The organism is Sporolactobacillus kofuensis (genome assembly GCF_024125425.1).
GTDB classification, from domain to species: domain Bacteria; phylum Bacillota; class Bacilli; order Bacillales; family Sporolactobacillaceae; genus Sporolactobacillus; species Sporolactobacillus kofuensis.
Window position 1 is genome coordinate 1 of record NZ_JAMXWN010000025.1, and the last position, 13,895, is coordinate 13,895.

Sequence of the window (13,895 nt, forward strand, 5' to 3'; positions counted from 1 at the left end):
CTGCATCAATGGGCAACGGGGATTTCTATTTGCAAGATTATCACGATTTAAAGAAATCTCGATTAATCTGGATGTACTTCTGTTCGCTTTCCGGTACCTCATCTTCAGGATAGATTGCTTCGACCGGACAAACCGCTTCGCATGCACCGCAATCAATGCAAATATCCGGATCAATGTACATCTGTAATTGATCCTCGACGATACAATCAACAGGACATGTTTCAATACATTCGCCCGCTTTTTCATTTTCACAGGCAGAAGTAATGACGAAAGCCATAAAAAGGAGCTCCTTTCAAAATGAAAATCTTTAGCCATAGGTATATTCATTATTATGGACAATCTTAGCACAAAAAACAAATGTTTTTCTAAGATTATCCATACATTTGTCGAATCTGAGTAATTTCTAATGTTAATTTGTCTTCCTCCATAAGAACAAAGGCGCAAGGACTAAGCCTGCAAGAAAGCCAATAAGATGACCCAGTATATCGACATCTGCTGAGATAAATGAGCTGATAAGGCTGATCAGCACGATGACATAGATGATTGTCTGATCTTGGCGAGAAATTTGATCTCTGCGGAAGATCACAAGGAAAATATAAATGCCCAGAAGACCAAACAGGGCGCCACTGGCTCCATAATGACGAAATCCTGCCGGTTCTAGGAATAATGCTGCGATGTTCGCGACGATTCCGGTTCCAAGAAAGGCCGCTATGAATCGAGTTTTGCCGAGCATTGTTTCAAGCGCCGGAGCAAAAATCAAAATAGAGAATGCGTTGAAAAGAATATGTGAAAACGTAATATGAAGAAAGATTGGCGTGATCAATTGCCACCATGCACCATTAAGAATTGCTTCATTTGACCCTGCAGCAAAGTCAAACATGCGAAGCGCGAAATAGGGAGCAAGGCTCCAAGTCCCGGTAACGATGAACAACAAATAGATGAGTAAGTCGATGCCCAGAATAATCGCGGTGATCGGGTAAAGCTTTAGAAAAAGGTTGAACGATTCATTTCGAATAAACAAAGCCGTATAAAACCCCCTTGAAGAATGATCTTGTACTCAGTATAGGGTAAAATAGACATCAGTGGTAGTTTAACCGATGTTCGGAAGTCATTTGTAAATAGGAAAGGAATCGTTTTTGCAGTTGATCAGACACTACTTTTTACTCAGAAGTGTTGGCCGATCAAGAGATTCCTTGGATAAGAATGTGAGGAAGAATAATGATTACGGGAATAGGTATCGATCTGATTGAACTGAAGCGTGTTGAAAAACATATACATAATGCCCCTTTTATTAACCGTGTACTTACACCTAAGGAACGAGAGACGTACGAGCGCCTCGGTGAAAAAAGAAAGCTTGAATATTTGGCGGGACATTTTTCTGTAAAGGAAGCTTACGCTAAAGCAAAAGGGACCGGGATCGGAAAAGCTGTCTCCTTTCAGGATTTAACGATTGTTCATGATTCGCTTGGGAAGCCAACGCTTACAGACCGGACATCCCCGGATTGTGTGATTCATGTCTCAATTACCCATACCGAGCATGCAGCAGCGGCATTCGCTGTTATTGAACGCTTGTCAAGCTAGTCTGCATATTCAAGAACCTTGTCTCATATAGTTTATTACGCTGGGAGGGACCATTGTGCATGTTGTATCGCGTGAAGAGATGCGGGACATTGATCGTCATACCATAGCGCATATCGGGCTGGGAGGACCGGTGCTTATGGAAAATGCGGGTCGAGCAGTATACACTGCGATCGAACCGCTGATCACAGCAAATGAAAAAGTGATGGTGATGATCGGCAAAGGGAATAATGGTGGTGATGGCTTTGTGATTGCCCGGCTGCTTTTGGATAGCCAGGCATGTGTCGACACATGGCTGATGACGCCTCCGGAATGCATAACCGGAGACGCGGCGTATCACATGAACGTCTTTCTTGCATGTGGCGGTCACGTGCATCTTGTAAAGCAAGAGCAAGAGAACTTCGCAAGTCAGATGAATCAGGCGGATATGATCGTGGACGCATTGTTAGGCACAGGCATTCATGGTGAACCGTACCCTGAGTATGTTGAAGTCATTAATCAAATAAACAAATCAAAAGCGCATGTCGTAGCCGTAGATTTACCGAGTGGTGTTCCGGCCAACGGCGAGATGTTCACGCATCCTGCGGTGTTCGCGGATCGAACAATGACGTTAGCTTGTCCAAAGCTTGCACAATTTGTGCAACCGGCGGCGCGCTATTTTGGAGCTGTCCAAATCCTTTCGATTGGTATTCCTCAAGCGGTGTTCCGAACATTGGAGATTCAGCGGGAATTGCGCCTGCGGACTGAAGTGATCCGATCATTACCGATCCGCGATCCTTTTTCACATAAAGGCTCGCATGGCAAGGGATTGCTGATTGCCGGATCAGTACAAATGCCTGGAGCGGCTTTCTTCTCAGCGAAAGCGGCGTTGCGTTCCGGAATTGGATTATTAAAAGTCAGCGTGCCGGATCAAATTTCTGCGATCATTGCAGGACGACTGCCTGAAACAATGTTCATGCCGAGAGAAGAGATGAACTTTGAAGGTGTGACTGGTGTGGCTGTTGGTCCGGGATTGGGTCGAGCAACTAAGGAGGCAACATTGGTTCGACGTGTGCTTGAATCTTGTGGGTCAATGCCCTGTGTTATTGATGCAGACGGACTTTTCCATCTGAAAGGTCTGCTGAATTTATTACCGAAACGCAGCGTTCCAGCTGTTTTATCTCCTCATCCGGGAGAGATGGCGTATTTGCTGGAAACTTCTGTGAGTGAAGTTGAACAGCATCGATTTAGCATTTCACAAGCATTTGCCAAGAAGTACAAGGTATATCTTGTCTTAAAAGGCAAGTATACGCTTGTGACCGCGCCGGATGGACGACAAGTGATTAACCCAACCGGTAATGCAGCGATGGCTAAAGGTGGTTCAGGTGATGTTCTTACCGGTATATTGCTTGCTTTTCTCTTGCAGCACAAGCAAATAATGGATGCTGTGTGCAATGCTGTCTACGTGCATGGTGCTGTTGCGGATTACCTCATCCAAAATGGGCATTCCAAGCTTGATGTACTTGCAACGGATTTAATTGATGCACTTCCTCCTGTTCTTCACCAGCTTTACAACGATACAACATGCTGATTGTAGTCCCTCCTTTGTCACCGAATAGAGGCAAAGGAGTTGAAGATAAATGAAAAAGCGATCTGCACTGTGGCTTGGTGTCCTTTTATTGATGCTGATGGCATTCCTTACAGGATGTGGCACCAAATCGGAAAAAGATGTAATTAATGATCTCAATAAAAAATATGAGAACATGAATAGTTATAAAACAAATGCAGTCATGACCTTTCAGCATAATGGAAAAAAGCAAATCTATCAGGTCAATATCACCTATAAGAAACCTTATTATTATAAGGTGGCGCTGAGTGACGGAAATAAAGAAAATAAACAAATGATTTTGCGTAACCCAGATGGTGTCTTTGTTCTTACTCCCGAGTTGAATAAAAGTTATCGATTTGATAGTAACTGGCCAAATAACCGCAGCCAGGCTTATCTCTTTCATTCGTTAGCAAAAGATATTTTAAATGATCCGAATCCGGGATTTACGGCAAAAGACAATCATTATATTTTTAATACCAAGACAAATTACAGTACTTCTCAATTAGCGAATCAAAGTATTGTATTGAAAAAAGATTTGACACCGGAAAAGGTGCAAATCAAGGACAAGGATCAAAATGTGGTCGTTACGGTTCAGTTCAAATCCTTTGATGTAAATCCTTCGATTGATAATAAGACATTTGATGTGAAGCAAAACATGACAGCAGCGCGCATTTCAAAGACACAAACAACCAGTGCCGCAAATCGTGGATCGTCTTTTAAACTGTTAAACCCAACCGCAGTACTCTCCGGAACAAAGCTCGCATCTGTGAATCCAGAGATTACGTCAATTGGCGATCGCTATGTTCTAAAATATGGGGGAAAGAAACCTTTTACATTAATCGAATCAAAGAGCCAATCGTCTGTGTCGAGTGTGCCAACCTTAGCGACGGGAAGTCCGGAAAACCTTGGATTTGCGATTGGATCAAGCGGTGAACATTCACTTTCATGGTCCTATGGAGGCACCGATTATTACCTGGCTTCTGATCAATTGACACAGAGTGAACTCGTGACCATTGCCCAATCGGTAAATGGTACAGTTACAAAATAATTAAGCGATTACGCGTCCTGATTGATCGAATCAGGCGCTTTTTTCTTTTTAAAAGGCGAGAATTGAACCGAGGAAAAGGAAAGCGAACCGAAGAGTTGAACCGAACCCGTCCAAAACCGAACCGAAGAGATGGAATCGAACTTAAGCGAGCATGGCGCAGAAGTGATGATTTATTTTTCAGAGAGTCAACACTTATAATAGGCTTCATGTAATCAGACTTTATCGAATATCATGGAAAAGCATCTTTAGTTTTTTATTGAGAAGTGTTTAAATAGATTAAGTAATCTTGTCGAATCGAGTCAAGGTACTATTTATTTTGAAGGATTGGAAGGTCGGGGCAAATCATGGAAGAAGCGACGACATTTTATAGAGAGACATGGGCAGATATTGATCTGGACGCAGTGGCAAGCAATGTAGCGGAGATGAAAAAACGTATTCCAGAACAAGTTGCGTTAATGGCAGTTGTTAAGGCGAACGGTTACGGACACGGTGCATTCCGGGTTGCGCAAACGGCGATTGAAAATGGTGCGCAGTGGCTCGCTGTCGCGTTGTTCGATGAGGCATTGGCACTACGTAATCAGGGCATCAATGTACCGATTCTTGTGCTTTCGCCTATTCCGCCAAAGCATGTTGGGCTTGCTGCGAAATACCACATTTCATTAACGGTCTCGGACGATGTATGGGTGAAACAAGCTAGAGAAGTGTATCATGGACATGAGCCTGTGTTCTTACATCTCTCTTGCGATACGGGCATGGGTCGAATCGGGATCCGGAGCATTGAAGAAGCTGAACTGCTTGTCCATGAAATTCAACGTGACAACCGTTTTATTATTGAGGGCATGTTCACGCATTTTGCAACAGCTGATCAGGATGATGAACACTATTTTAATGAACAGTATGAGCGGTTTCAGACCATGGTCGACTGGATCCATCAACTTGGTGTACATCCGGCGGTAATTCACTGCAGCAATAGTGCAACTACATTGAAGTACCCGGAAGAGAAGCGGCAATTATTTAATATGGTCCGTTATGGAGTCGCGATGTATGGTTTATCTCCATCACCGGAAATGGTGAAAAAGTTGCCATTCGCTTTAAAGAGGGTCATGAGTCTTCATAGTCGGTTAACTTATGTTAAAAAGGTGAAAGCAGGAGCATTTATTGGCTATGGCGCCACCTATCAAGCAAAACAAGACGAATGGATCGGTACGGTGCCCATCGGTTATGCTGACGGCTGGCTGAGAGGTCTTCATGATACAGACGTTTTGATTGATGGAAGAAGATGTCCGATTGTCGGCCGGATTTGCATGGATCAGTTTATGTGCAAACTTCCGGAACCCTATCCGGAAGGTACAGAGGTGACACTCATCGGCAAAGACGGCAATGAAGAGATCACTGCTGATGAACGTGCAGAACAATTAGGCACAATCAATTATGAAATTACATGCACGATTCATCCTCGGGTTCCAAGAGTATATTGGAAAAATGGCGAAAAAGTGGCAATTGATAACCCGATTCTTACAAGTCCGACTGTAAAATAACCGGCATTTCGTCAATAAATGAAAATTATTTCACAATTAAGAATAAAAGGCCTCGTTTTTTGGCGAAAATAGCTTTGCAAAATAGAATTGAAATGTTAACATAAATTCTAGATTTAAAAATGATATATTCTGGCGAAAGTGGTGGGGGTGCAGGCATGTCGGAATCAAAGATCAAGGAAATCATGCTGAGTTTGCCGCAACATTTACTGAATGAAATTGATGGCATGGCGAGTCGGGATAAGATGAACCGCAGTGAATTTCTCCATCGTGCGATCAGGTTGTATCTGCGTGAGCGAAATAAAGGCTATGTGCGTGAAATTATGCGTCAGGGCTACATGGAGATGGCAAAAATCAACTTAAACATTGCTTCTGAAGCATTCCTCGCTGAGGAGGAGGCAGAGATCACTATGGAACGCTCCGTTAGCGGGGTGTAACCGGTGATTGTAAAGCGCGGCGATGTCTATTTTGCAGATCTTTCACCTGTCGTTGGCTCAGAACAGGGCGGGGTACGTCCGGTACTGATTATTCAAAACGATATCGGCAATCGTTTTAGTCCAACGGTTGTTGTAGCGGCGATTACTGCCCAAATTCAAAAAGCCAAGTTGCCAACGCATGTGGAGATCGATGCGAAAAGATATGGATTTGATCGTGATTCGGTTATCTTGCTGGAGCAGATTAGAACCATTGACAAGCAGCGGCTGACGGATAAAATCACGCATTTGGATGACGAAATGATGAGCAAAGTGAATAAAGCAATTCAAATCAGTCTTAGTTTGATTGATTTTTAATTATGGTTTCAAGACCGGTTTGTTCGGTTCAATATGAATGGGATCTGGAAAACACGTTAGCATTAGGCGGGACGTGTTTTTTTGTACAATAAGAAACAGTCATGACCCATTTCTAGCGGGGGAACACCGCTTGAATTGATTACTATCCATTGCGACAACTAGGAATGCGAATGCGGAACAAGAAGAAGGAGCTACGTTTTGTTGGGAAAATAGTCATGACCGGATTAGTTTCATCAACAGCCCAATTACGTAGCATAATGACCGGGTTACTCTGAGCGATGGCCGAATTACCCTGAACAACGACCGATTTCCAAAAGAATGGACAAAGACATTGTGAGTGATCAAAGCACAGTTGATCCAAAGTATGGACTGGACAGTTTTACCCAGTTTTTAATGTGAAAAAATAGGAACATCTACTCATATTTGAACAGATCTTGAATCTTATTGTCTTATTTTTTGCTATAATTTACATTACATGAAATAATTAATGATAATGGTATCTTCTTAGTTTAATTAAAAAAGTGAGAATATTCATATTATCAAAAAATGGTGGATTGATGCGGTTCGGGGAGAGTGAGAAGAATGGAAGACGAGCCACGGCTTATCTCTTATCAGAATTTGCTTATGCGCTATGTCTCCAATGATCCGGGACTCGTGGCTAAGGATAATGACGAGCTTAGCGAGACATTGCATGCCCAAGGTATCCCACCGGATGATCTTGTTGCAATGCATATCAATGCTTTGAAGAGGACAACACATTTGGATCCGAAAACGCTTCGTGCCTTTGAATTTCTAACGAGGATGATGTCGGGTTATGGCAAAGAATATCGTGAACATCAAGCCCTGAAAAATAGGCAAAAACAGCTGGATACAGAAATTGATGTTGCAGCTGAAGTACAGAAGGCGCTACTTGTAGGTTGTGTCCCTTCCTGTCATTTTGCTGATATCGGTGCAGTAAGTGAGCCGGCAACGAAAATGAGCGGAGACTATTACCGGATTGTCAATGATCGAGGACGACTGGCTGTAACAATCGCCGATATTGTTGGTAAAGGGATACCGGCGGCTATGTGCATGTCCATGATTAAATACGCGATGGATAGCTTGCCGGAAAATAAACAAGGTGCACCTTCTGCCATACTGGCGAGTTTGAACCGTGTCGTTGAACGTAATGTAGATCCAAGTATGTTCGTTACGATGTTCTATAGCGTCTACGATCCTGTGACACACATTTTCTCAAATGCTTCTGCAGGTCATGAGCCGGGATTTTATTATTCAGCACGAAAGGATCAGTTTATCGATCTTGAAGCAAGAGGTTTATCGTTGGGACTTGCGGCCGGAACACAATATAAGGAATATTCAAGGAAGATCGAACCTGGGGATATGATTTTTCTCCTTACCGATGGTGTTACAGAGATTCGCAAGGATCATGAGTTTATTGAGCGCGAACAAATCGTAGAAATCATACGAAGATTCATGGACTTGCCTGCTGCACAGATCGTGAAGTGTGTGATGAACGAGCTGAAAAAAATGCAGTGCTGTCATTTAGATGATGATTGTACATTTATCGCTTTGAAATTTTAAGGTTTATATTACTGTCAAATGGGTATCTATTAACAAAGATCAAAAGGGCGCAGGAGGATGACCATGAATATTTCGATTGAAAGGGAAGAAAAAGATAAAAAACTTAACTATGTCTCGGTTGAAGGAGAAATTGATGTTTTTACTGCTCCCGAATTAAAGAAAGAACTTCTTCCCTTAACAGAAATTACGGGAGGGACGCTCACACTTAATCTCAATCAAACCAAATACATGGATAGCACTGCACTTGGCGTTATTGTTGCTGCACTAAAATCGGCAGTGAAGCATAATTGTCACTTTACAGTTACCGGAATGTCACCGCGAATACAAAGATTATTTGAAATTACTGGGCTGATGGACATTTTGAAAAAGAAGAGATAAATAGGGGGAGCACAAAATGAATGAAATGGAGAATGTGATCCGACTGACCATACCTGCGAAGCCGGAGTTTGTCAGTGTCGCACGGCTTGCGAGTTCCGGGGCTGCAAGCAGAATGGGGTATTCTTTCGACGCCATTGAAGATATTAAAGTTGCGATATCTGAAGCTTGTACGAATGCTGTAAGTCACGGCTACAAACAAATGGGTAATGGACAAATTCACATCACCATGGATTGTGAACCAAATGCTATGACAATAACAGTCACTCATAATGGAGAGAGTTTTGATGCCAGCCGCGTGCTTCAGAAACTGAGACCGCTGGATCCGTCAATTGATCTTGCTGAGGTCAGTGAAGGGGGGCTGGGACTTTTTTTAATCAATGCGCTGATGGATCAAGTAACAATTAGCACAGAATATGGTGTAGCTGTTCGAATGACCAAGTTTCTCGACAGAGACGGGGTGGTGCACGGTGTCGATAAGGTCTCAACAACAAGATGAAATTCAACGTTGGATTATTGAGTTTCAAAAAAATCCCAAAAATGAGCAGTTACAGACAAAAATAATTCACCACTATGAAAACTTGGTCAATGCTTTGGCAAAGAAGTTTGCAAAAAATAGTGACGTTCAGGAAGACCTTTATCAAGTGGGAATGATCGGACTGATTGCAGCGATTAACCGATTTGATGCTGGCCTTGGTGGGAGTTTCGAATCTTTTGCAATTCCAACAATCATTGGTGAAATAAAGCGCTACATTCGTGATAAAACATGGAGTGTGCATGTACCGAGGCGGGTTAAAGAATTGAGTCCTAAGATCCGTAAAGCTACTGAATTATTGACGAGGACATTGCAGCGTTCACCGAAAATCATTGAGATTGCAGAAGCGATCGGCGAAAGTGAGGAAAGTGTACTAGAGACCATGGAGATGGCGCGTGGGTACAATACACTATCTGTGGATTCGAGAATTGATGGTGAATCTGAAGGAGCAGCGATGACATTGCTTGACGTTGTCGGAAGACAAGATAACGGTTACGAGCACGTCCACAAGAAATTAATTTTAAGTGAAGCATTGAAAGTACTTTCCAAGAGGGAAAAAGAAATTTTAAACTGTACCTATTTTGAGAATCTCAGCCAGAAGGAGACAGGTGAACGACTTGGTATCTCGCAGATGCATGTCTCACGCCTACAAAGAGATGCACTTCGCAAGTTGAGGGACAACCTTCCTCTCAAAGATGTGATTGGATTGTCAATGAAATAGTAAATATAGGATCCCGCAGCTCACATGGTTGAGCTGTATTTTTTTTAGATTAGAAAAAATAATCATATTCCTTAACCATGCAGCGAAGATGTAAGAACCTGCGGAATCGTTCCTGATGATCGTGAGCCAGGTGAGACGCGTAGCCTTTGGTTTTTTGAGGGTTCCAAGATTACCCGCGAAGGTTTTACCTAGTTTAGCTCACTTTTTTCAGTACGCCATAAAATCTGCTATGATAATGTGGAGGAGATGATGACTATGGATGCAGTCATTCTACAACTTGCAAAGAAATTAAAGGTTGGGGCAGGTCAGGTTGCACGAACGATCGAGCTTCTTGATGATGACAATACCATTCCGTTCATCGCCCGCTATCGAAAAGAAATGACCGGCGGGCTTGATGAGGTCCAGATTGAACAAATTCAGGATTCATATACATACAGTAAACAACTAGCGAAACGCAAAGAAGAAGTGCTCACACGTATTGAGGAACAAGGAAAGCTGACGGATCAACTCCACAGCAAGATTAATGCGGCCACGATCCTCCAAGAGGTAGAAGATCTCTATCTTCCATACCGGCAGAAAAGGCGAACCCGAGCAGCAATTGCCAAGGAAAAAGGACTCGAACCTTTGGCTGATTGGTTGATGACACTTCCCACTGAATCAGTAGCTGAGAAAGCGCAACACTATTTCTCTGAGGCAGTTTGTTCTGTTGAAGAGGCGCTCCAAGGCGCCCAAGACATTATAGCAGAACGTTTGTCGGATCGAGCGGATATCAGAGCCTTCGCACGGCAATTGACGTTTGAAAAAGGGCTGATTCGCACACAGGCGAAACATCCGGAACTTGATGCCAAGCAAGTATATGAAATGTACTACAACTACGAAGAGTTAGCGAAGAAAATTGTTCCCCATCGGATCCTTGCACTAAATCGTGGGGAGAAAGATGAAATTATAAAGGTTTCTGTTGCTGCACCGGAGCAATTAATTATTTCTAAATTGCAAAGCGCATTAAATCCGGGGAAGAGGACGAGCGCGTCAGATCTTCTCAATGCTTGTGCGGAGGATGCGTATCGCCGGTTGGTAGCGCCGGCAGTTGAACGTGAGTTGCGCCAGATGCTGACTGAAAAGGCGGAACAGCAAGCGATCCATATTTTCTCGGAAAACCTTCGTGGATTACTTTTGCAATCCCCTCTGAAAGACAAAACGGTATTGGGTGTAGACCCAGCTTATCGTACAGGATGTAAATTAGCTGTTGTGGATCCAACTGGAAAGGTGCTCGACATTTCGCTAATCTATCCGACGCCACCTAAATCCGATATCGAAGGTGCAAAAAGAGCGGTACTTTCACTGATTGAAACGTATCAAATTGAAATCATTGCTATTGGAAACGGAACCGCATCACGTGAAACAGAAGCTTTTATTGCGAATACACTTAAGGAAGTTTCGGAACGGAAGCTCTTTTACATGATTGTGAATGAGGCAGGTGCGAGTGTTTACTCAGCATCTCAACTTGCGCGTGAAGAATTCCCCAATCTTCATGTGGAAGAAAGGAGTGCGGTTTCCATTGCCCGGCGTCTTCAAGACCCGTTAGCTGAGCTGGTTAAAGTTGATCCGAAATCAGTTGGCGTAGGCGAATATCAACATGATGTATCTCAGCGTGAATTAAATAAATCGCTGCAGTTTGTCGTTGAGACTGTAGTTAACCGAGTGGGCGTCAATGTCAATACTGCATCGCCACAATTGCTTCAGTATGTAGCGGGATTATCGAAAACAGTTGCTGAAAATGTCGTCACAGAAAGAGAAAAGCGAGGCAAGTTCGAGAATCGGAGGCAGTTAAAAGAAGTACCCAGGCTTGGTGCGCGCGCATTTGAACAATCGGCGGGATTTTTGAGAATTAATGATGGGAATAATCCGTTTGATAATACACCGATTCATCCTGAAAACTATGATGTAGCAGGAAAACTCGTTGAACTTGCAGGTTGCAAGATGGATCAAATCGGTTCCCCTCGATTGAGACAGGCCCTTGAAACGTTAGATGTTGAACAAACGGCAAAGATGCTTTCTGTCGGGAAACCGACTTTACAGGATATGATTGAATCTTTAGTACGGCCAGGTCGTGATCCTCGTGATGATCTGAAAAAGCCTTTATTAAAAACAGATGTATTGAAAATGGAGGACCTAAAACCAGGCATGCAACTGGAGGGGACTGTGCGCAACGTTGTAGATTTTGGTGCATTTGTTGATATTGGTGTAAAACAAGACGGCCTTGTACATTTGTCAAAATTAGCCGCACAATTTGTCCGTCACCCACTGGACATCGTTCATGTTGGCGAAATTGTCACTGTGTGGGTGGAGCATGTGGATGCTGAAAAAGGCCGTATTTCTCTGACAATGGTAGCACCAAAAGAAAGAACCTGAAATGTATTGGGGTGAGGTTATGAGTGATGAGGAATTGCAAGCACTCGTTAAACAAGTCTCTATAGAGTTTTTCCATCGTCCGTTTCATCATCGTGCATTATTCAACTCAAGGCTTCGAACCACAGGGGGACGCTACCTACTGTCGACGCACAACTTAGAATTCAATGCACGGCAATTGGAATATTTCGGCATGGAGGCCTTTATTAAGATTATTAAGCATGAACTATGTCATTACCACCTTCACCTTTCCAGAATGGGATACAGACACAGAGACCGAGACTTTCAAACTTTATTAAAGCTAGTAGGAGGTTCACGCTTTTGCGGTGCGATTCCAGATACAAGAAATACTTCGGGTAATCGCTATACCTATAAGTGCATGAGTTGCGGCGTTTCCTTTATTAGAAAGAGAAAAATCGATACCAATCGCTATGTTTGCGGTGCTTGTGGGGGGAAGATTCGATTGATTAATAAAGAACGGATTAAATAATTAAAATAAGTTTTAAAAAAAGGGTTGACGAGGTGATTGATTCTGTGGTAAATTATTTAAGTCGTCAAGAGGACGAGCGATTGTGACCTTCACAATCGGGTTGACAAACACATTATCACAGTGTAGAATAGCATATGCGTTTGTTTTTTGAACCAATTATTCCACAGTAGCTCAGTGGTAGAGCAATCGGCTGTTAACCGATCGGTCGTAGGTTCGAATCCTACCTGTGGAGCCATGGAGAAGTACCCAAGTCGGCTGAAGGGGCTCCCCTGCTAAGGGAGTAGACGGTGTAAATCGTGCGAGGGTTCGAATCCCTCCTTCTCCGCCATTTTATGGCCCGTTCGTCAAGTGGTTAAGACACCACCCTTTCACGGTGGGTTCATGGGTTCGAATCCCGTACGGGTCACCAATATGTTATTCAATAAGGATCCGTGGTGTAGTGGTTAACATGCCTGCCTGTCACGCAGGAGATCGTCGGTTCAATCCCGATCGGATCCGCCATAATAAATAATTAATCGACAAAAACGATTTGATTTTACATCATTGTTTTTGGCCCATAGCCAAGCGGTAAGGCAACGGTTTTTGGTGCCGTCATGCGCTGGTTCGAATCCAGCTGGGCCAGCCACATGAGCCACTAGCTCAGGGGTAGAGCATCTGACTTTTAATCAGAGGGTCGAAGGTTCAAATCCTTCGTGGCTCATTTTTCGCGGGTGTGGCGGAATTGGCAGACGCGCTAGATTTAGGATCTAGTGTTTCCAACGTGGGGGTTCGAGTCCCTTCACCCGCACCATTTAATTAAATATGCGGTCGTGGCGGAATGGCAGACGCGCTAGCTTGAGGGGCTAGTGGAGGCAACTTCGTGGAGGTTCGAGTCCTCTCGACCGCACCATTAATTTAATATGCGCCCTTAGCTCAATTGGATAGAGCGTCTGACTACGGATCAGAAGGTTGGGGATTCGACTTCTCTAGGGCGCACCATATATCGGGAAGTGGCTCAGCTTGGTAGAGCATCTGGTTTGGGACCAGAGGGTCGCAGGTTCAAATCCTGTCTTCCCGACCATATATGCGGGTGTAGTTTAGTGGTAAAACAAGAGCCTTCCAAGCTCTGGTCGTGGGTTCGATTCCCATCACCCGCTCCATTATTGTAATGGGCCTGTAGCTCAGCTGGTTAGAGCGCACGCCTGATAAGCGTGAGGTCGGTGGTTCAAGTCCACTCAGGCCCACCATTATTATTTAATGTATAT

Annotated in this window: 14 protein-coding genes and 12 tRNA genes; 24 read left to right on the plus strand and 2 right to left on the minus strand. The window is 43.6% G+C overall.

The annotated features are described in order from the left end of the window. Positions 1-40 precede the first annotated feature (40 nt). Both NIE32_RS13665 and NIE32_RS13670 read right to left on the minus strand, forming a co-directional pair. Positions 41-277, minus strand: coding sequence for a ferredoxin family protein (locus NIE32_RS13665; protein WP_253077450.1), 237 nt, complete (start codon positions 275-277; stop codon positions 41-43). Positions 278-409: 132 nt separating this feature from the next. Next, positions 410-1,021: a rhomboid family intramembrane serine protease gene (locus NIE32_RS13670; RefSeq protein WP_253077451.1), complete on the minus strand. Its 612-nt coding sequence runs from the start codon at positions 1,019-1,021 to the stop codon at positions 410-412. A 197-nt stretch (positions 1,022-1,218) separates the two neighbouring features. On the opposite strand from NIE32_RS13670, the gene acpS reads away from it, so the two are divergent. From acpS to NIE32_RS13790, 24 genes are all read left to right on the plus strand, one after another. Beyond that, positions 1,219-1,581 (plus strand): holo-ACP synthase, encoded by a 363-nt coding sequence (gene acpS, locus NIE32_RS13675; RefSeq protein WP_253077452.1) that lies wholly within the window; start codon positions 1,219-1,221, stop codon positions 1,579-1,581. A gap of 55 nt (positions 1,582-1,636) precedes the next feature. Continuing rightward, on the plus strand, positions 1,637-3,148 hold the full coding sequence (locus NIE32_RS13680) for an NAD(P)H-hydrate dehydratase (RefSeq protein ID WP_253077453.1): 1,512 nt from the start codon (positions 1,637-1,639) through the stop codon (positions 3,146-3,148). Positions 3,149-3,197: 49 nt separating this feature from the next. Further along, positions 3,198-4,214 (plus strand): LolA family protein, encoded by a 1,017-nt coding sequence (locus NIE32_RS13685; RefSeq protein WP_253077454.1) that lies wholly within the window; start codon positions 3,198-3,200, stop codon positions 4,212-4,214. Positions 4,215-4,558: 344 nt separating this feature from the next. After that, positions 4,559-5,752: an alanine racemase gene (gene alr, locus NIE32_RS13690; RefSeq protein WP_253077455.1), complete on the plus strand. Its 1,194-nt coding sequence runs from the start codon at positions 4,559-4,561 to the stop codon at positions 5,750-5,752. Between the two features lie 155 nt (positions 5,753-5,907). Continuing rightward, the gene (locus tag NIE32_RS13695; protein WP_253065429.1) at positions 5,908-6,186 is read left to right on the plus strand and encodes a CopG family ribbon-helix-helix protein; all 279 of its coding nucleotides are present in this window, start codon (positions 5,908-5,910) and stop codon (positions 6,184-6,186) included. A gap of 3 nt (positions 6,187-6,189) precedes the next feature. After that, positions 6,190-6,540 carry a type II toxin-antitoxin system PemK/MazF family toxin gene (locus NIE32_RS13700; protein ID WP_253077456.1) on the plus strand — a complete coding sequence of 117 codons (351 nt, stop codon included), beginning with the start codon at positions 6,190-6,192 and terminating at the stop codon, positions 6,538-6,540. 582 nt (positions 6,541-7,122) lie between these two features. Then, the gene (locus NIE32_RS13705) at positions 7,123-8,121 is read left to right on the plus strand and encodes a PP2C family protein-serine/threonine phosphatase (protein WP_253077457.1); all 999 of its coding nucleotides are present in this window, start codon (positions 7,123-7,125) and stop codon (positions 8,119-8,121) included. A gap of 63 nt (positions 8,122-8,184) precedes the next feature. Then, entirely contained in the window at positions 8,185-8,499 is a 315-nt protein-coding gene (locus NIE32_RS13710) for an STAS domain-containing protein (protein ID WP_253077458.1), read from the plus strand. Between the two features lie 16 nt (positions 8,500-8,515). Further along, complete coding sequence (rsbW, locus tag NIE32_RS13715) at positions 8,516-8,995, plus strand: anti-sigma B factor RsbW (protein ID WP_253077459.1); 480 nt, start codon at positions 8,516-8,518, stop codon at positions 8,993-8,995. Then, entirely contained in the window at positions 8,967-9,752 is a 786-nt protein-coding gene (sigB, locus tag NIE32_RS13720) for an RNA polymerase sigma factor SigB (RefSeq protein WP_253077460.1), read from the plus strand. Before rsbW ends, sigB begins: the two co-directional genes overlap by 29 nt. A gap of 246 nt (positions 9,753-9,998) precedes the next feature. After that, the gene (locus NIE32_RS13725) at positions 9,999-12,164 is read left to right on the plus strand and encodes a Tex family protein (protein ID WP_253077461.1); all 2,166 of its coding nucleotides are present in this window, start codon (positions 9,999-10,001) and stop codon (positions 12,162-12,164) included. A 19-nt stretch (positions 12,165-12,183) separates the two neighbouring features. Next, complete coding sequence (locus NIE32_RS13730) at positions 12,184-12,651, plus strand: SprT family protein (protein ID WP_253077462.1); 468 nt, start codon at positions 12,184-12,186, stop codon at positions 12,649-12,651. A 160-nt stretch (positions 12,652-12,811) separates the two neighbouring features. Continuing rightward, positions 12,812-12,886, plus strand: a tRNA-Asn gene (locus NIE32_RS13735). Position 12,887: 1 nt separating this feature from the next. Further along, positions 12,888-12,979: transfer RNA gene (locus tag NIE32_RS13740), tRNA-Ser, on the plus strand. 6 nt (positions 12,980-12,985) lie between these two features. Then, positions 12,986-13,060: transfer RNA gene (locus NIE32_RS13745), tRNA-Glu, on the plus strand. Between the two features lie 16 nt (positions 13,061-13,076). Further along, positions 13,077-13,152: transfer RNA gene (locus NIE32_RS13750), tRNA-Asp, on the plus strand. A 49-nt stretch (positions 13,153-13,201) separates the two neighbouring features. After that, positions 13,202-13,276: transfer RNA gene (locus tag NIE32_RS13755), tRNA-Gln, on the plus strand. A 3-nt stretch (positions 13,277-13,279) separates the two neighbouring features. Next, a tRNA-Lys gene (locus tag NIE32_RS13760) sits at positions 13,280-13,351 on the plus strand. 6 nt (positions 13,352-13,357) lie between these two features. Continuing rightward, positions 13,358-13,441, plus strand: a tRNA-Leu gene (locus tag NIE32_RS13765). Positions 13,442-13,454: 13 nt separating this feature from the next. Then, positions 13,455-13,540 (plus strand) — tRNA-Leu (locus NIE32_RS13770). 12 nt (positions 13,541-13,552) lie between these two features. Further along, a tRNA-Arg gene (locus NIE32_RS13775) sits at positions 13,553-13,629 on the plus strand. A gap of 5 nt (positions 13,630-13,634) precedes the next feature. After that, positions 13,635-13,711, plus strand: a tRNA-Pro gene (locus tag NIE32_RS13780). Between the two features lie 5 nt (positions 13,712-13,716). After that, positions 13,717-13,790 (plus strand) — tRNA-Gly (locus NIE32_RS13785). 10 nt (positions 13,791-13,800) lie between these two features. Next, positions 13,801-13,877 (plus strand) — tRNA-Ile (locus NIE32_RS13790). Positions 13,878-13,895 lie beyond the last annotated feature (18 nt).